The sequence below is a fragment of the Pseudomonas sp. BN505 genome (genome assembly GCF_029873175.1).
Taxonomy (GTDB): domain Bacteria; phylum Pseudomonadota; class Gammaproteobacteria; order Pseudomonadales; family Pseudomonadaceae; genus Aquipseudomonas; species Aquipseudomonas putida.
This window is the reverse complement of record NZ_SSOI01000066.1, coordinates 1-17,471: the sequence shown is the minus strand read 5'-3', so window position 1 is coordinate 17,471 and position 17,471 is coordinate 1. Positions and strand designations below refer to the sequence as shown.

Sequence of the window (17,471 nt, the reverse complement as noted above, 5' to 3'; positions counted from 1 at the left end):
GCGAATTGTTTCTATGCTCAAGGCCTTCGGCAACTTGCCCAACGCCAACCGGAGCCATCATGGCAACCCCGTCACTGGCCAGCCAGCCGCACCTGGCCCAGCGCGACGCCCGCCCGCAGCTTGCCCACAAGCCTGGGCGCGCCACCCTCGTGTTGTTCTTCGGCCTGCTGCTGGCCGGTATCGCCTACACCGCCTGGAGCCTGAAGCAGGATGTAAACGCCAGCGGCACGGTGATCACCACAGTCACGCCGTTTCTGCTGTTGGGCCTGGCACTGTTGATTGCCCTGGGCTTCGAATTCGTCAATGGCTTCCACGACACCGCCAACGCGGTGGCCACCGTGATCTACACCAACGCGCTGCCGGCACCGATCGCAGTGGTGTGGTCCGGGCTATGCAACTTACTCGGTGTGCTGCTCTCCAGTGGCGCAGTGGCATTCGGCATCATCGCCCTGCTGCCGGTGGAACTGATTCTACAGGTGGGCTCCTCGGCCGGCTTTGCAATGGTCTTTGCCCTGCTGCTGGCGGCGATCATCTGGAACCTCGGTACCTGGTGGCTGGGGCTGCCGGCGTCATCCTCGCACACCCTGATCGGCTCGATCATCGGTGTGGGTGTGGCCAATGCCCTGATGCATGGGCGTGACGGCACCAGCGGCGTGGACTGGGCCCAGGCCAGCAAGGTGGGCTACGCCTTGCTGTTCTCCCCCCTGATCGGCTTTGCCTGCGCCGCCCTGTTGTTGCTCGCCCTTCGAGCTCTGGTGAAGCGTCAAGCGCTATACCAGGCGCCGCAAGGCCAGACACCGCCTCCCTGGTGGATTCGTGGCGTACTGATCCTGACGTGCACCGGGGTGTCCTTCGCCCATGGTTCCAACGACGGCCAGAAAGGCATGGGCCTGATCATGTTGATTCTGGTCGGCACCCTGCCAATGGCGTATGCGTTGAACAAGACCATGCCCAATGAGCAGGCCCTGCAGTTTTCCGCCGTCGCCGAAGTGACCCGACAGGCGCTGGTGCGCAGCAACCCGCAAGCGCCTCCGGCCGACCCACGCCAGACGCTGACCGCATTCATTGGCGAACCCAAGGCCAGCCCGCAACTGGTACCGGCGCTGGCCGCGCTGACCGGGATGATCGGTGAAGAGGTCAAAGGCTACGGCTCACTCAAGCGCATACCCGCCGAAGCCATGGCCAACGTACGCAATGACATGTACCTGACCAGCGAAGCCATTCGCCTGATCGAGAAGAACCGTTTGGTGGCATTCGACGCCGACACCCACAGCCATGTGCAACTGTTCAAGACCCAACTGGACGACGCCACCCGCTACATTCCCCTGTGGGTCAAGGTGGCCGTGGCCATCGCGCTGGGGCTGGGGACCATGGTTGGCTGGCGGCGCATCGTGGTGACCGTGGGCGAGAAGATCGGCAAGACCCACCTGAGCTATGCCCAAGGCGCCTCGGCGGAGGTCGTTGCCATGTGCACCATTGGCGCAGCGGACATGTTCGGGTTGCCGGTTTCGACCACCCACGTGCTGAGCTCGGGGGTGGCGGGGACCATGGTGGCGAATGGGTCGGGGATTCAGAAGCGCACGCTGTTCAACTTGCTGATGGCCTGGGTGCTGACCCTGCCGGCGGCGATGCTGTTGGCTGGCAGCCTGTACTGGTTGCTGAGCCACATTTTCTAAACCTGTACTGCGCCCTTTGTAGGAGCGGCCCTTTCGCGGCACAAGGCCGCTCCTACAGGGAGCGGTGTACGTGGCTGGCTCTGCGTTATCAGCTCGGGATTTTCAGGCCGCGCTGCACCGCTGGCCGTTCGAGGAACGTCGCTAGCACCCGCTGCACTTCCTTGAACTGGTCAAAGCCCACCAACTCACGGGCATTGTAGCGATCCACCAAATTGCGCACCCAGGGGAAGATGGCGATGTCGGCAATGCTGTAATCGTCCACCATCCACTCCCGGCCTTTCAAGTGCCGGTCCAGCACACCCAGCAGCCGCTTGGACTCGTTGACATAACGGTCACGCGGACGCTTGTCTTCATAGTCCTTGCCAGCAAAGAAATGGAAGAACCCGACCTGGCCGAACATCGGCCCGATACCGCCCATCTGGAACATCAGCCACTGCAGGGTCTGGTAACGCTGTGCAGGCTCCTGGCTGAGCAGTTGCCCACTTTTCTCCGCCAGGTATTGCAAGATGGCCCCTGACTCAAACAGCGGCAACGGCTGCCCGCCCGGGCCGTTGGGGTCCAGGATGGCCGGTATCTTGTTGTTGGCGCTGAGCGAGATAAATTCAGGGCTCAACTGGTCATCGTTGTCGAAGCTGACCTTGTGCGCCTCGTAGGCCAGGCCGATTTCTTCGAGCATGATCGACACCTTGACGCCGTTGGGCGTCGGCAGCGAGTACAGCTGCAGGCGTTCGGGGTGTTTGGCGGGCCACTTGCGGGTAACAGGGAAAGCACTGAGATCGGTCATGATCAACCTTGCCTGGGGAATGGACCTGTCACTCTAGAGACATCCCCGGCCGCTGACCATCACCGACCACTCATCAGCCCGGGTCACTCAAGCCTGGCCGTGGGCCTTGAGCTTGAGCTTTTCGGTATCGACACGGACGAACACCGAGTCGGCGGTCACGGTCAGCACATCCTCGGCCCAGACTTCGCAAAGCACCCGGCTCTTGCGCCCCACTTCCCCTTCCACTCGGGCCTTGAGCAAAAGCTCGACGCCCATCGGCGTGGGTTTCAGGTAGGTCAGGTTGAGTGTGCCGGTAACGCAGTCGATACGCGGCAGGCTGCCCGGCTCGCGGCCTTCGTTGCGGTAGTGGTAGGCCATGGCCGTCCAGTTGGAATGGCAATCGACCAGCATCGCCAGCAGGCCACCGTAGACCAGGCCAGGCCAGCCGATAAAGGTGCTGTCGGGTGCATGGCGGCATACCAGGTGGATGCCATCGGTGTCCCAGTGGCTTTGCAGGTGCAGGCCACTGGGGTGGGAACAACCGCAGCCGTAGCAGGTGCCTTCCGGCGCCGCGAGGGCCTGAAGGGAAAGTGGGTGGTCAGTCATACGCTTCCTGTGCTTGTTGGAATGGGGGCGCGCAACGCCCCCATTAAAGCAGATACATCAGGCCGTCTGGGCAACCACCTTGGCATGCCGCTGGGTCAGCGAAACCAGCAGGATGAACGCAGTCACCCCAGCGGTCATCAGCGTTTCATAGCGGTAGGCATCGCTGAACAGCATGTAGCCCAGCACCATGACGATGGTGCCGATCACCAGCCAGGTCAGCCATGGGAACAGCCACATCTTCAGCTCCAGCGGGCGCCCTTCACGGTCGGCGCGGGCACGCATGCGCAGCTGCGACACGGCAATCACCAAGTACACCAGCAAGGCGATGGCGCCGGTGGTGGACAGCAAGAAGCCGAAGACCTTACCCGGGAACACATAGTTGACCAGGCACCCGGCAAAACCGGCCAGCGTCGAGAAGATGACCGCCACGGTCGGCACGCCCGAACCGGAGATACGCTTGGTCATGCTCAGTGCCTGGCCGCGCGCGCCCAGCGAATAGAGCATGCGTGACGCGGTGTACAAGCCCGAGTTCATGCAGCTGGTCACCGCCACAAGCACCACCAGGTCGACCAGCAGCTTGGCGCCCGGCACGTTCAGCACTTCCAGTACGCGCTGGAACGAACCGACCGCTTTCAGCGCGGGGTCGTTCCAGGCTACCAGCGACACCACCAGGAAGATCGACGCCAGGTAGAAGATGGCAATGCGGTACACCACCAGGTTGGTGGCACGGCGGATCTTGTCTTTCGGGTTGGCGGTTTCGTCAGCGGCAATGGTGACGATTTCGGCGCCGAAGAACGAGAAGATGGTGATCAGCACGCCACCGAGCACAGTGCCGAACCCATTGGGCATGAAGCCGCCGTTTTCCCACAGCCGGCTGACCCCGGACACCTCGGCCAGCGGCCAGAAGCCGAATACCGCCAGGCTGCAGACCACGATGAAGGCGATGATCGCCACCACCTTGACCAGCGCGAACCAGTACTCGAAGGCACCGAAGTTCTTCACGCTGATCAGGTTGGTACCCGACAGCACCAGCATGATGAGGAAGGCGAACAACCAGGACGGTACGCCTGGGAAGTAAGCATGCAGGATGTCGGCGCCGGCAATCGCCTCGACCGGAATGATCAGCACCCAGAACCACCAGTACAACCAGCCGATGGTAAAGCCTGCCCAAGGGCCGATTGCCTCGGAGGCATAGGTGGAGAACGACCCGCTGTTAGGGTTGGCGATGGCCATTTCGCCCAGCATGCGCATCACCAGCAATACCAGCAGGCCGGTCATGGCGTAGGAAATGAGGATGGCCGGGCCGGCGGTGGCGATGGCGTTCGACGAGCCGATGAACAGGCCGGCGCCGATGATGCCGGCAATGGAGATCATGGAAACCTGACGGGAGGTCAGGCCGTGCTGCAGGGAACGCTGTTTCTTGTTGTCTTGCGAAGCCATGAAGAACCCTCGAATGGGTCGGCCGCTTTGAGGCGGCTGAAGGTCGGAGCAGAATTCTTGTAAATTTCTGATAGTCGTTTTTGTTGTTTTGCAGATGCCGGAAGCGGGTACAGACCTCCTCTTCACATGACCGGTTGTAATCGTTGATCCAGGTCAGTATTAATCTATAGGCCGGGGTCAACAAACGACCTTTTCGAACCACATGATTCCGCTTTGGAATGAACTCCTTCCTTTTTTGCTCGGTATTTGCCTGTCATGTCCAAACGCCTGATGCCTTCGACCACCGCCCTTCAGTGCTTCGAAGCGGCCGCCCGCCACCTCAGCTTCACCCGCGCGGCCCAGGAACTGCACCTGACCCAAAGCGCCGTCAGCAAGCAGGTCGCGCAGCTCGAAGACATGCTTTCGCACTCGCTGTTCCAGCGCATTCGCCGGCGCCTGCACCTGACACCGGCCGGCGCGCTGTACCTCACCGAAGTGAACAAGATCCTCACCCAGATCGATATTTCCAGCCGCTACATCCTCAGCTACGGCGACGAAACCGAAGTACTGCGCATCGCCACCCAGCCCACCTTTGGTGCGCGCTGGCTGGTGCCCAAACTCAAGGGTTTCGGCGATCGCTACCCACGTATCCACCTGGATGTGCGCAACGAACTGGAGCCATTCGACCTGGTGCAGGCCAAGGCCGACGTGGCCTTTTTCTTCGGCCAGGGCACTTGGCCTGGGGCAACCTGCATCGAGCTGTTCAGCGAAGAAGTGGTGCCGGTGTGCAGCCCGCAGTTGCTGGCCAACCACCCCTTTGAAAGCGCCCAGGCGCTGACCGAGCACCGCCTGTTGCAGTGCGTGTCACGGCCGGAGGCCTGGCATGAATGGTTCCTGGGGTTGGGGCTGCACAGCCAGAACAGCTACCACGGGCCGCGTTTCGACACGTTCTACCTGTGCATTCGCGCGGCGATTGCCGGCTGCGGTATCGCCCTGATTCCGCGCTACCTGGTGGCCGAGGAGCTGAGCGAGGGCAAGCTGGTGGTGGCCTGGGACCACCCGGTGGCGAGCAATGGGAAGCACTTTATCGCGCATGCCGAGCATGCGGCCGAAGTGCCCAAGATCAGGGCCTTTGTGCAGTGGATTCGGGAGCGGGTGGCTGAGGGGGACTGATTTGACCTGTGCGGGCCTCTTCGCGGGCTTGCCCGCTCCCACAGGATCATCACAGGTTCGAACAATGTGCTTAACCTGTGGGAGCGGGCAAGCCCGCGAAGAGGCCCGCACAGGCAACACACATTCCGGCCAGTTCACGAATTCAGGGAATGACCGCAATCGAATAATTCGTTTGCGGAATAACCCCTCAGCACGCTTGGATAATAAGAAACTTGAACAAAGGTCCCGCGTGCCCATGAACCAGGAAAGTATCAGCCAATCCATCGCCATCGTTCACCCGATCACACTTTCCCATGGCCGCAATGCCGAAGTCTGGGACACCGACGGCAAACGTTACATCGATTTTGTCGGCGGTATTGGCGTGCTCAACCTGGGCCACTGCAACCCCGCCGTGGTCGCAGCGATCCAGGCCCAGGCCACCCGCCTGACCCACTATGCCTTCAACGCCGCGCCCCATGGCCCGTACCTGGCGCTGATGGAACAGCTGAGCCAGTTCGTACCGGTCAGCTACCCGTTGGCCGGCATGCTCACCAACAGCGGTGCGGAAGCGGCAGAAAACGCCCTGAAGGTTGCCCGCGGTGCTACAGGCAAGCGCGCCATCATTGCCTTCGACGGCGGTTTCCATGGCCGCACCCTGGCCACCCTGAACCTCAACGGCAAGGTGGCACCGTACAAGCAACGGGTCGGCGAGCTGCCCGGGCCGGTGTACCACCTGCCCTACCCTGGCGCCGATACCGGGGTTACCTGCGAGCAGGCGCTCAAGGCCATGGAGCGCCTGTTCAGCGTCGAACTGGCCGTGGAAGACGTGGCAGCGTTCATCCTTGAACCGGTGCAGGGCGAAGGCGGTTTCCTCGCCCTCGACCCGGCCTTCGCCCAAGCCTTGCGCCGCTTCTGCGACCAACACGGCATCCTGATCATCATCGACGAGATCCAGTCCGGCTTCGGCCGCACCGGCCAGCGCTTCGCCTTCCCGCGCTTAGGGCTCGAGCCCGACCTGCTGCTGCTGGCGAAGAGCATTGCCGGCGGCATGCCGCTGGGTGCGGTGGTCGGGCGCAAGGAATTGATGGCAGCACTGCCCAAGGGCGGCCTCGGTGGCACCTATTCGGGCAACCCGATTGCCTGTGCGGCGGCGTTGGCCAGCCTGGCGCAGATGACCGACGAGAACATCGCCACCTGGGGTGAGCGCCAGGAGCAGGCCATCGTCAGCCGCCACCAGCGCTGGAAGGCGTCGGGCCTGAGCCCGTACATCGGCCGCCTGACGGGTGTGGGCGCCATGCGCGGCATCGAATTCGTCAATGCCGACGGCAGCCCGGCGCCGGCGCAACTGGCCAAGGTAATGGAGTCGGCACGGGCCAAGGGCTTGCTGCTGATGCCCAGCGGCAAGGCGCGGCACATCATCCGCCTGCTGGCCCCGTTGACCATCGAAGCCGAGGTGCTCGAGGAAGGGCTGGATATCCTCGAGCAGTGCCTGGTGGAACTGAACTGAGGCTTACAGGCCCAGCTCTTCGGGGGTCAGCATTTCGGATTCGAAGGCGATCCAGCCGCCTTCGAGTTCGGCATGGCCGTTGACGATCGGGCCGTAGTAGGTCAGGCCGTTCTCCAGGGTCACGCAGATGTGCGTGGCCGGCTTCTCAGGAGCCGCGAGCGTACCGACGAAATGCACCTTCTTCAGGGTTTCGGTCACCGCTTCCAGGCCCACGCGCATGCTGGGGTTTTCCGAAGCTTCGGTATCTCCGCCACGGTCTTCGGCGCTGATGGTCACGGTGGCGGTGTACGGGTACTTGGTGCTCAAGCGGGGTTACCTCAGTGGGTGTATAGGCGTAAGGGCGCGTAGAGTACGGCAGGCGGTCTCTGTTGTCTCTACAGGTGATCTGAATGCCCCGATCTGTTAGGGTGCCCGCCGATGCACGCCCCACCACACGAGGATCCCGAGTGAGCGCCGAAGAACCCCTGATCGCCGACCTGTTCGATGTCGACAAACGCCTGTCCCTCAAGCCCGTCGTGGACTTCAACAGCTACCTGCGCAACGCCTTCGGCGAAGGCCCGTGCCGCTGCCACCGCTGCACTGAAGGTGGCGACGAAAGCACCTACAGCCACGCCCACACCTTCACCTTCGAAAGCGGCCAGTGCCACCGCCGCTTCGCCAGCACCTCGGGCAGCGATGTCGCCCAGGTACTGAAAAAGGCCTGGCTGTCGTACACCAAGGCCGACCTCAACCTGGTCGGCACACTGGACCTGACCACCCTCAAGACCTTCACCGAAGCCGCCCTGCACTCGCGTCTGCTGGCGCTGCTGACGGCCAGCGGCCTGGCCCGTGAAGTGGATGGCCAGTGGATGCTGCAAGCCCAGGCCGACTGACGGCCCGGCGGCAGGGCAGGATTCCACCGGTCTGCTAACGTGGTGGAATCCGCCCATTCGCAGGTAGTCCGCCATGGCCCGCACAACGCCCATCGAGCTGTACCGCAATATTGGCATCGTCGCCCACGTGGACGCCGGCAAGACCACCACTACCGAGCGGATCCTGTTCTACACCGGGGTCAACCACAAGATGGGCGAGGTGCACGATGGCGCCGCGACCATGGACTGGATGGCCCAGGAGCAGGAACGCGGCATCACCATCACCTCGGCGGCGACCACGGCGTTCTGGCAAGGCTCGACCAAGCAGTTTGAGCACAAGTACCGCTTCAACATCATCGACACCCCCGGCCACGTCGACTTCACCATCGAGGTGGAGCGCTCGTTGCGCGTGCTCGATGGCGCGGTGGTGGTGTTCAGCGGTGCTGACGGGGTAGAGCCACAGTCCGAGACGGTCTGGCGCCAGGCCAACAAATACCATGTGCCACGCCTGGCCTACATCAACAAGATGGACCGCCAGGGTGCCGACTTCCTGCGTGTGGTCAAGCAGATCGACCAACGCCTGGGGCACCACCCGGTACCGATCCAGCTGGCCATCGGCAGCGAGGAGAATTTCATCGGCCAGATCGACCTGGTGAAGATGAAAGCCATCTACTGGAACGACGCTGACCACGGCACCAGCTACCGCGAAGAAGACATACCCGCCGAACTGCAGACGCTTGCCGACGAATGGCGCGCGCACATGGTAGAAGCAGCCGCCGAGGCCAATGACGAACTGCTCAACAAGTTTCTCGAAGGCGAAGAGCTGAGCATCGACGAGATCAAGGCCGGTTTGCGCAAACGCACCATCGCCAACGAAATCGTTCCGACCATCCTCGGCTCCTCTTTCAAGAACAAGGGCGTACCGCTGATGCTCGATGCGGTAATCGACTACCTGCCCGCCCCGTCGGAAATCCCCGCCATTCGCGGCACCGACCCGGACGATGAAAACAAGCACCTCGAACGGCACGCCGACGACAAAGAGCCGTTCTCAGCCCTGGCTTTCAAGATTGCCACCGATCCATTCGTCGGCACCCTCACCTTCGCCCGCGTTTATTCCGGCGTGCTCAGCTCAGGCAACGCGGTACTCAACTCGGTTAAAGGCAAGAAGGAACGCATCGGCCGTATGGTGCAAATGCATGCCAACCAGCGTGCCGAAATCAAGGACGTGTGCGCCGGCGACATTGCCGCGCTGATCGGCATGAAAGACGTGACCACCGGCGACACACTGTGCGACATGGACAAACCCATCATCCTCGAACGCATGGACTTCCCTGACCCGGTGATTTCCGTGGCCGTGGAGCCCAAGACCAAGGCCGACCAGGAAAAAATGGGCATCGCCCTGGGCAAGCTGGCCCAGGAAGACCCGTCATTCCGCGTGCGTACCGACGAAGAAACCGGCCAGACCATCATCTCGGGCATGGGCGAGTTGCACCTGGACATCATCGTCGACCGCATGCGCCGCGAGTTCAACGTCGAAGCCAACATCGGCAAGCCGCAGGTGGCCTACCGGGAAAAAATCCGCAACACCTGCGAGATCGAGGGGCGTTTTGTGCGCCAGTCCGGCGGCCGTGGCCAATACGGCCATTGCTGGATCCGTTTCGCCCCTGGCGACGAAGGCAAGGAGGGCCTGGAGTTCATCAACGAGATTGTCGGCGGGGTGGTACCGCGCGAGTACATCCCGGCGATCCAGAAGGGTATCGAAGAGCAGATGAAGAACGGCGTGCTTGCCGGCTACCCGCTGATCAGCCTCAAGGCCGCCGTATTCGACGGTTCGTACCACGATGTCGACTCCAACGAAATGGCCTACAAGATCGCGGCTTCAATGGCCACCAAGCAGCTGTCGCAGAAAGGCGGCGCGGTGTTGCTGGAACCGGTGATGAAAGTGGAGGTGGTGACGCCGGAGGAATACCAGGGCGACATTCTGGGCGACCTCAGCCGGCGCCGCGGGATGATTCAGGACGGTGACGAAACACCCGCCGGCAAGGTAATCCGTGCCGAAGTGCCGTTGGGCGAGATGTTCGGCTACGCCACCTCGATGCGCTCGATGACCCAGGGCCGGGCCAGCTTCTCGATGGAGTTCACCCGCTATGCCGAAGCCCCGGCGAGCATTGCCGATGGGATCGTCAAGAAAAACCGCGGGGAGTAAGCGGCTCCCCTGTACCGGCCCCTTCGCGGCTAAAGCAGCTCCCACAAGGGATCGCATACCCCTGTGGGAGCGGCTTTAGCCGCGAAGAGGCCGGTACAGGCCACAATCAGGCTCAGTGCTGCTCACCTGCCCGCTTCAATAGCTTCTTGCACCGCTCTGACAAATGCACCACGCGCAAATGCTTGCCCGCCTTCGCATACCGCTCACGCAGGGTCTTGAGTGCCGCAACCGCCGAATAGTCGACAAAGCTCAAATGTTGGCAATCCAGCGTGACCTGGTCCGGGTCCTGGGCCGGGTCAAACTGGTTGAGGAACGAGGCGGTCGAGGCAAAGAACAGCGTGCCATGTACCTGATAACGCTTGCCGCCTTCCGCATCCTCATGGCTGTCTGCATAGAGTTCCCGCGCATGCTGCCAGGCAAAGTTCAGCGCCGCGATGATGATGCCGAACAGCACCGCCATGGCCAGGTCGGTAAACACGGTGACCACGGTAACTGCAATGATCGCCAGCACATCGTTCACCGGCACCTTGTGCAGCACCCGCAGCGACGCCCAGGCGAAGGTCTGCTGAGCCACCACGAACATCACCCCGACCAGCGCCGCCAGCGGAATACGCTCGATCAGCGGCGACAGGAACAACACGAATAGCAAGATCATCACCCCGGCCACTACCCCGGACAGCCGGCCGCGGCCATTGGAACTGAGGTTGATCACCGTCTGGCCGATCATTGCGCAACCGCCCATCCCACCGCACAGGCCCGAAACCATGTTCGCCGCGCCCAATGCCACGCACTCGCGGTCCGGGAAGCCACGGCTCTCGGTCACTTCATCGGTCAGGTTGAGGGTGAGCAAGGTTTCCAGCAGGCCGACCATAGCCATCAGCACGGCGTAGGGGGCGATGATCTTCAGGGTTTCCAGGTTCCAGGGCACATCCGGCAGTGCCAGCCCCGGCAGGCCACCGGCGATATGCGCCATGTCGCCCAAAGTGCGGGTGGGCAGGTCGAGCAGGTACACCAGCAGGCCCACGCCAAGGATCGCCACCAACGCTGGCGGCACCGCACGGGTCAGTTTCGGCAGCACGTAGACCACCGCCATGGTGAGTGCCACAAGGCCGATCATCAGGTACAGCGGCGCGCCGCTGAGCCAGTGCTCACCCGCCTTGAAGTGCTCAAGCTGCGCCATGGCAATGACGATGGCCAGGCCGTTGACGAAGCCGAGCATGACCGGGTACGGCACCAGGCGTACCAGCTTGCCCAGCCGTAGCAAGCCGAACAGGATCATCACCACGCCACCCAGCAAAACCGTGGCCAGCAGGTATTGCGCGCCGTGCTGCACAACGAGTGCCACGATCACCACCGCCATCGAGCCGGCCGCGCCGGAAATCATCCCCGGTCGACCGCCAAACAGCGCCGTAAGGGTGCAGATGACGAACGCGCCATACAGGCCCATTAGCGGATTAAGGTGCGCCACCAGGGCAAAGGCGATGCACTCGGGCACCAAGGCAAACGAGGTGGTCAGGCCGGCGAGCAGGTCGGCGCGTAGTCGGGCGGGTTTCATGGGTTTCCTGTGGGGCAGTACGGGCGGACGTTACAAAAACGAGGGACGCGATGTTACGGAATTTGTCTGACAGCGGCCACCGTTCAGCGCACCCGCTCCCGGCTTTGCACTGCCAGGTCCAGCGCGCGCTGCATGTCCAGGCGCGCCGAACGCCCCAAGTCGGGGTGGTTCAGGCGCCCACCACGCTCCGAAGGCAGGATCGGCGCCGTCAGGTCTTCGGCATCCATCGCCTCGAAATCCTGCTCGGTACCCAGGGTCAGGGCACTGCGCCGCAACAGCATGCGCACCTGTTCCGGGGTGAGGGCCGGGTTGATCGACAGCATCGCCGCCACGGTGGCAGTCACCAGGGGTGTTGCGTACGATGTGCCGCAATGCGCAGCCGCGGCGGTCGCCGGGCGCACGCAGGCAGCGGCACTGACATCCACGCGCATGTCGATGTTGGAACTGTGGCGCTTGCGCACATGATCGGGGGCTTCGACCGCCGTCGCCTTGTCGCTACGCTGGTGCCCGCCCACCACCAGCAGTTGTTCGGTGATGAACGACGACGGCAGGCGGTATTCATCGGTACCTGACCACGACGCACCGTTGCCCGCCGAGTTCACCACCACCACGTCCGGGTGCTCTTTGCGCAGCCAGAGGAAGAACTCCTCAAGCAACTCCTCGTAGCCACTCATCGCCAGGCCGGAACGCACCAGCGAATCGACCTCATCACCGTTGACGTCGCGTGCGCCGACCCGGTGGATGCCCCAGCTCCAGTTCAGCACCCGCACGCCATCCTCGACCAGGTTCACCGATGCAGCGATGTTGGCGGTGATACCTGCATCCGAGTTGCGCTCTACAATCACCTCGAAGCCAGGGCTGTGCTTGCCCAGCCCCGGCAAAAATCCCTCACCGTGCGCGGCGAGAATGCCTGCGACATGGCTGCCATGGCTTGTCGCGCGATCCCCGTCGCGAGCGTACAGGCATGTCTGGCCCTGCTCGCAGCCGCCTCGGTATTGGCTGAATCCAGGGGCATCAAAGTCCACCTCACGCTCGATTACCCCAACCCGCACGGGCTGCACCGGCAAGCGCGAAGCGCCAATCCGTCGCTGGTAGAAATACAGGGCGTCCATGAAGCGGTTGGCGGCCCATTCGTCTGCCTGGTCGATGGCGCGAGTGTCACGCCCACTTCCCTCTTCCTCACGCTCCGGGGCGGACTCCTCGACAATTACGGCATCCACGCTGACCTCACTACCCATGCGCAGGATCATCGCGTCACGCTGTACCAGGTCGTCCACCGGCAAGCGCAGCTGGTAGACATTGAGCGGCGGTATTGCACCGACAACCTGGGCGCCGTATTTACCGGCAATGCGCCGGGCCTCGCCAAGGCCGTCGTGTTGTTCTTCGATCAACAGGCTGACCAGGTCGACATAGGTAGTCAGGCCATCCATGTTCTTCGCCACTTCATCAGGCCCTGCGGCGACAACATGACTGCGCTGGCGGGTCAGCCATATCGGGTTGCTGGTGCGGCCATCAAATTCCAGCCAAAGAGGCGCGCTGCGCTGGGCTTTTTTCGCCAGGTTCAGGGTAAGCCGGTCACCTTTGCGCTCGATATCGGCTGCTGGCAGTCGCACACCGCCAAGCCATACCTTTGGCACATCTGCACCGAGCCCCTCGGCACGCAGGCACCATTGCTGCCCGCCTTCGCCGGACAGGTCGCCGCAACGCTGCAGTTGCTTGATGCGCAGCGTATCCGGTGCAGCCTGTGCACCAAGGCTGCAAAGCCATAACAGCAGGATCAGACCACCCCTCATGCAATCACCCCACGCGTTCCCTGTGAGTGCGACTGGCGGGACAACTCAAAGGTTCATCTACGGCCAGCAACTGCCTTGTCGCGTGCAAGCCATTCAGCCATGGAAGCATCCTCCAGCGCGTACTCGCCACGATTGGCCTTCCACACCAGCTCCTTGTCGCGCAGAGCATCGAGGGCCTTCTGTACGTTAGGCGTATTAGCGTTGACTTCTGCTTGGGCCTGCTCCAGCTTGCGTCTGATGTCGATCAAGGTCTGCTCTGTGAACGGCGAAAATGAATGTCGGCTTAGCGTGCGTTCAGCCATTACCTCAAGCACCGCCTGCTGCAACGGCGAAAGCTCGTTCCAGGCACTTTCGTAGTCACTCCAGACACCAGCCTGATGGTTGAGTGCCCCAGTTCGCAGCAGATCGCCCAAGTTGCCCGCCTCACCCAGGCCGACGCTGACTTCGGCCAACAGCTTGTTGAGCATTTCCGGGCGGCGGCCGACCCGCTCGAAAGCGTACGCCAGGTCCTCTACCTTGAACTGATTGCTATCGGCAAGGCGCCGGTTCCACAAGCCCGTGATGAATTCGACATATTCACGCCCCAGTAACGGGAATGGCGTGATGCTGGCACCAAAGAACGGCTGCTTGCTCTTGAGTACCAAGTTGGCCAGCTTGTCGCGGCTGGAGCCTGTGAACACCAGGCGCAAGCCGTCCGGACGGTCGCCACGGTTGAGGTGGTCACGCGCGGCTTTCAGCGCGAACATGGCATTGACGCCATCTTCGCTGTTAAGGGCGTGCTGAGCCTCGTCGATGATCAGCACTACCATCTGCCCTGACACTTGATGCAGCACGGAAAGTGCCTGCGCCAAGGTAGTACCCGCAGGCAGTTGCGGGCGGGTGAAATCCCAGCTCAGGGTGCGCAGCAGGTTTATTTTTTCGATACCGGCCTTTTTCGCGGTCCTGGCCAGCGCACCTTCGAAACTGGCCAGCGCAGTGCCGATGGCGCCACTGATGAGCTGCGCCGGGGCCGCGTCGCGGTCCGACCACAGGTCCACGTAAACCGGTCGCCATCCGCGCCGTACGCATTCCGGTATCAAGTCGTTGTTGAGGAAGGTGCTCTTGCCCGTGCGCCGGGGCGCGGCCAGGAACATGCCAGCGCTGTAATCGATCAGCGACTCGCCCGCCAGGTCTTGGGCCAGAGCGTTGGCGAGTTGATCACGGCGCAGGAGCGGACGAACAGGAGCCATGTCATTATCCTAAATTATCTTTCCTACTATAATTTATAGCCTACAAGATAAATAAGGATATTACGACCTTCTGAACAGCGCCGGCGTGATCCAGATCCGGCAGGAAGCCGGCAAATTTGCCATCATGTTGATTCCACCTGCGGAGATCATGGACATGCCGCTACGCCCCCTTTTCACTTCCCTGCTGCTGGTTGCCAGCCTCGCCGCCCAGGCCGCCACCGAGGTGTTGCCGCTGCAGCACCGCGCCATCGCCGAACTGTTGCCTGCCGCGCAGGCATTCATCGGCAAGGACGGCACGGTGAACGCCTTCGAGAACAAGCTGATCGTCAACGCCAGCCCCGAGCGCATCGACGACCTGCGCGCCTTGCTGCAGCAACTGGACACCGCTCCCAAGCGGCTGCTGATCAGCGTCGACAACAACGACAGCAACTTCCAGGACAACCGCGGCAACGCACGCATCATCCACTACGGCACCAGCAACCGCGACGGCGGCATGCAGCAGGTGCAGGCCAGCGAAGGCCAGCCTGCGCTCATTCAGGTTGGCCAGAGTATCCCGATTACCAGCACCAGCACCGACGGCTATGGGCGCATACAGAGCAACACCGAATACCGCAATGTGACCCAGGGCTTCTACGTCACGCCGAGCTTGAGCGGTGACACGGTTCGTCTGCAAATAAGCACCAATAATGACCGCATCAGCCAGGAACGTGCAGATGTAGTGAACGTGCAAAGTACCGACACGACAATCACCGGCAAGCTCGGCGAATGGATCACCCTGGCCGGCTACAACCAGCAGAGCCAAGCCGACCGCAACGCGTCAAGCCGCAGTTACAGCACCCAGCGCGGTGAAAACATGACTTTGCGTGTAAAAGTCGACCTTCTCGACTGAACCCAGGCAACTCAAGGCCTCGACCAAAGGCCTAGAAACTGACCGCCAAGTCGCATTAGACCAAAGATGTAGTAAGTGAAAAAAGTCACTACAAAACATTTGACAGGGTCTTTTTCCCAAGGGCATGATGGCCTCGCTCCCGCTAATCAGGGGCCCTGGCAAGGGCCTTCGAGGCGTGCTCCTCCCACCCCTGGAGGCGCCTCGTGTCTATACGGCCCACAAGGCGGTTCGACGGGATTGCGACTGCAACGAAGAAGTTGTCCCGAGGGACGGAAGCGCATCACCGCAGTACTGGCAATCGCGTAGCACCGCAGCAAGGCAACCACGAGCCGACCTGCTGGAGCACACCTTCGCCTGGTCTGCCCACCCTTCCCCCTTCGAGCCTTCGCGTTCGCCGCCGCACTCCTGCGAACAGGACAGCCGCCAAGCGCCCTGATCTGCACCCGAGCATCAGCACAATTAACCCAAGATCGATGCGACGAGGTTTATTTCCATGGCACTGACACGCGAACAGCAAATTGCAGCCCTCGAGAAAGACTGGGCCGAGAACCCGCGCTGGAAAGGCGTGACCCGTACCTACACCGCCGCTGATGTCGTTCGCCTGCGTGGCTCCCTTCAGCCAGAGCACACCCTGGCACGCCAAGGTGCAGAAAAACTGTGGAAGCTGGTCACCCAAGGTGCCCACCCGTCCTTCCGCCCAGAAAAAGATTTCGTCAACTGCATGGGCGCCCTGACCGGCGGCCAGGCAGTACAGCAGGTAAAGGCTGGCATCCAGGCCATCTACCTGTCCGGCTGGCAGGTTGCCGCCGACAACAACTCGGCCGAGTCCATGTACCCTGACCAGTCGCTGTACCCGGTTGACTCGGTACCGACCGTGGTCAAGCGCATCAACAACTCGTTCCGCCGCGCCGACCAGATCCAGTGGAAAGCCGGCAAGAACCCGGGCGACGAAGGCTACATCGACTACTTCGCGCCGATCGTGGCAGACGCCGAAGCCGGTTTCGGTGGCGTACTGAACGCCTACGAGCTGATGAAGAACATGATCGAAGCAGGCGCCGCTGGCGTGCACTTCGAAGACCAGCTGGCCTCGGTTAAAAAATGCGGCCACATGGGCGGCAAGGTGCTGGTACCAACCCAGGAAGCCGTACAGAAGCTGGTGGCCGCGCGCCTGGCAGCTGACGTGTCGGGCGTACCGACCATCATCCTGGCCCGTACCGACGCCAACGCCGCCGACCTGCTGACCAGCGATTGCGACCCGTACGATCAGCCGTTCGTGATTGGCGAGCGTACCCGTGAAGGCTTCTACAAGGTCCGCGCCGGCCTCGACCAGGCCATCTCCCGCGGCCTGGCCTACGCGCCATATGCCGACCTGATCTGGTGCGAAACCGCCAAGCCGGACCTGGACGAAGCCCGTCGCTTCGCCGAAGCGATCAAGAAGGAGTACCCGGACCAGATCCTGTCGTACAACTGCTCGCCTTCGTTCAACTGGAAGAAGAATCTGGACGACGCCACCATCGCCAAGTTCCAGCGCGAGCTGTCGGCCATGGGCTACAAGCACCAGTTCATCACCCTGGCGGGCATCCACAACATGTGGCACGGCATGTTCAACCTGGCGCACGACTACGCCCGCAACGACATGACCGCCTACGTGAAGCTGCAAGAGCAGGAATTCGCTGACGCCAGCAAGGGCTACACCTTCGTGGCGCACCAACAGGAAGTGGGCACCGGTTACTTCGATGACATGACCACCGTGATCCAGGGTGGCGCATCGTCGGTGACTGCGCTGACCGGCTCGACCGAGGAAGAGCAGTTCCACTGATAGTGG

At 62.1% G+C, this 17,471-nt stretch carries 14 protein-coding genes; 7 read left to right on the top strand and 7 right to left on the bottom strand.

The window, feature by feature from the left end:
• The first annotated feature begins 59 nt into the window (after positions 1-59).
• The gene (locus E8E78_RS21300) at positions 60-1,676 is read left to right on the top strand and encodes an inorganic phosphate transporter (RefSeq protein ID WP_156858384.1); all 1,617 of its coding nucleotides are present in this window, start codon (positions 60-62) and stop codon (positions 1,674-1,676) included.
• Positions 1,677-1,764: 88 nt separating this feature from the next.
• Here the strand turns inward: E8E78_RS21300 and E8E78_RS21295 are convergent, their stop codons facing one another.
• The 3 genes from E8E78_RS21295 to E8E78_RS21285 form a co-directional block, all read right to left on the bottom strand.
• Positions 1,765-2,460 (bottom strand): glutathione S-transferase N-terminal domain-containing protein, encoded by a 696-nt coding sequence (locus E8E78_RS21295; protein WP_280314405.1) that lies wholly within the window; start codon positions 2,458-2,460, stop codon positions 1,765-1,767.
• A gap of 87 nt (positions 2,461-2,547) precedes the next feature.
• Entirely contained in the window at positions 2,548-3,045 is a 498-nt protein-coding gene (locus E8E78_RS21290; protein WP_151326180.1) for a PaaI family thioesterase, read from the bottom strand.
• A 57-nt stretch (positions 3,046-3,102) separates the two neighbouring features.
• The gene (locus E8E78_RS21285; RefSeq protein ID WP_016498761.1) at positions 3,103-4,485 is read right to left on the bottom strand and encodes an amino acid permease; all 1,383 of its coding nucleotides are present in this window, start codon (positions 4,483-4,485) and stop codon (positions 3,103-3,105) included.
• A 255-nt stretch (positions 4,486-4,740) separates the two neighbouring features.
• Here E8E78_RS21285 and gcvA point away from each other — a divergent pair, with 255 nt between their 5' ends.
• Positions 4,741-5,637, top strand: a complete 897-nt coding sequence (gcvA, locus tag E8E78_RS21280) for a transcriptional regulator GcvA (RefSeq protein ID WP_016488207.1) — start codon at positions 4,741-4,743, stop codon at positions 5,635-5,637.
• A gap of 235 nt (positions 5,638-5,872) precedes the next feature.
• A complete protein-coding gene (locus E8E78_RS21275; RefSeq protein ID WP_049276700.1) occupies positions 5,873-7,123 on the top strand; it encodes an aminotransferase class III-fold pyridoxal phosphate-dependent enzyme in 1,251 nt (416 codons plus the stop codon).
• 3 nt (positions 7,124-7,126) lie between these two features.
• Here the strand turns inward: E8E78_RS21275 and E8E78_RS21270 are convergent, their stop codons facing one another.
• Positions 7,127-7,429, bottom strand: a complete 303-nt coding sequence (locus tag E8E78_RS21270) for a hypothetical protein (protein ID WP_049276699.1) — start codon at positions 7,427-7,429, stop codon at positions 7,127-7,129.
• Between the two features lie 140 nt (positions 7,430-7,569).
• On the opposite strand from E8E78_RS21270, the gene E8E78_RS21265 reads away from it, so the two are divergent.
• The gene (locus E8E78_RS21265; RefSeq protein ID WP_049276698.1) at positions 7,570-7,995 is read left to right on the top strand and encodes a hypothetical protein; all 426 of its coding nucleotides are present in this window, start codon (positions 7,570-7,572) and stop codon (positions 7,993-7,995) included.
• Between the two features lie 73 nt (positions 7,996-8,068).
• On the top strand, positions 8,069-10,180 hold the full coding sequence (fusA, locus tag E8E78_RS21260; protein ID WP_049276696.1) for an elongation factor G: 2,112 nt from the start codon (positions 8,069-8,071) through the stop codon (positions 10,178-10,180).
• Positions 10,181-10,292: 112 nt separating this feature from the next.
• Here fusA and E8E78_RS21255 read toward each other — a convergent pair whose 3' ends face one another.
• The 3 genes from E8E78_RS21255 to E8E78_RS21245 all read right to left on the bottom strand — a co-directional run bounded on the left by E8E78_RS21255 (position 10,293) and on the right by E8E78_RS21245 (position 14,757).
• Positions 10,293-11,735 (bottom strand): SulP family inorganic anion transporter, encoded by a 1,443-nt coding sequence (locus E8E78_RS21255; RefSeq protein ID WP_059395968.1) that lies wholly within the window; start codon positions 11,733-11,735, stop codon positions 10,293-10,295.
• An 83-nt stretch (positions 11,736-11,818) separates the two neighbouring features.
• The gene (locus E8E78_RS21250) at positions 11,819-13,528 is read right to left on the bottom strand and encodes a S8/S53 family peptidase (RefSeq protein WP_280314411.1); all 1,710 of its coding nucleotides are present in this window, start codon (positions 13,526-13,528) and stop codon (positions 11,819-11,821) included.
• Between the two features lie 53 nt (positions 13,529-13,581).
• Positions 13,582-14,757, bottom strand: a complete 1,176-nt coding sequence (locus tag E8E78_RS21245; RefSeq protein ID WP_049274039.1) for a hypothetical protein — start codon at positions 14,755-14,757, stop codon at positions 13,582-13,584.
• A gap of 124 nt (positions 14,758-14,881) precedes the next feature.
• Between E8E78_RS21245 and E8E78_RS21240 the strand changes: the two genes are divergently transcribed.
• Together E8E78_RS21240 and aceA are read left to right on the top strand one after the other, a co-directional pair.
• Positions 14,882-15,646, top strand: a complete 765-nt coding sequence (locus tag E8E78_RS21240; protein WP_280314412.1) for a secretin N-terminal domain-containing protein — start codon at positions 14,882-14,884, stop codon at positions 15,644-15,646.
• Between the two features lie 493 nt (positions 15,647-16,139).
• Positions 16,140-17,465, top strand: a complete 1,326-nt coding sequence (gene aceA, locus E8E78_RS21235; RefSeq protein WP_012273289.1) for an isocitrate lyase — start codon at positions 16,140-16,142, stop codon at positions 17,463-17,465.
• Positions 17,466-17,471: the final 6 nt, after the last annotated feature.